We start from the raw sequence: 775 nt of genomic DNA, 5'->3' as shown, positions 1-775 counted from the left end.
AGCGGTCTTGGATTATAAGGCGCTCACAAAGTATGAAATCAGCCATTATGACATCCCTAAAAACGCTGAAATTCTTAATGCGCCACCGCCACTGTTTAAAGTAAACCTCAAAACACTGTTGTTCACGTGCGGCATTATTGTGCTGCTTTCTCTTGTTGTTGTAATTCAGTTTATGACTATTCGCCAACGTAAAGAGATTGATAAGAAAAATAGAAAAATTGTGTTGCTTCAAAAACGAACGCTAAACGTCCAAAAAGAGATGATTCACGTATTGGGTGAGGCGATTGAAAGTCGCTCTGGAGAAACTGGCCAACATGTAAAACGTGTCGCTAAACTGTCTCGTCGTTTGGCTCAACTTTGCGGATTAACGCATCGTGAAGTGGAAATGATTGAAATCATTAGCCCTATGCACGATGTCGGTAAAATCTCCGTGCCAGAATCGATTCTCGATAAGCCTGGCGCATTGACAAGTTCAGAGCGTGAAATCATGAAGCAACATACCATTAAAGGTTATGAGTTGCTGAACATGAAAGAGGGCGACATCACCAAATTAGCAGCGGTGGTTGCCCACGAACACCATGAAAAATGGGACGGTACGGGTTATCCAAATAATCTAAAAGGTGAGGACATTCATCTCTTCGCACGCATCGTCGCAATTGCTGATGTAATTGACGCATTATTAACAGAGCGTTGCTACAAACGGGATTGGACAATTAATGAAGTCGTGGATTGGTTTAAGTTGGAACAAGGCAAACACTTTGACCCAATATTATGC

1 protein-coding gene is annotated in these 775 nt (G+C 42.1%); it reads left to right on the top strand.

What is annotated here, in order from left to right:
* On the top strand, positions 1-775 hold a 775-nt coding region (locus tag R7E78_RS26030), incomplete at both ends, for an HD-GYP domain-containing protein (protein WP_318058597.1).

This window comes from Vibrio sp. YT-19(2023), from assembly GCF_033337395.1.
Note: the sequence above shows the minus strand (reverse complement) of the source record. Positions and strands in the feature narration are given on the sequence as shown.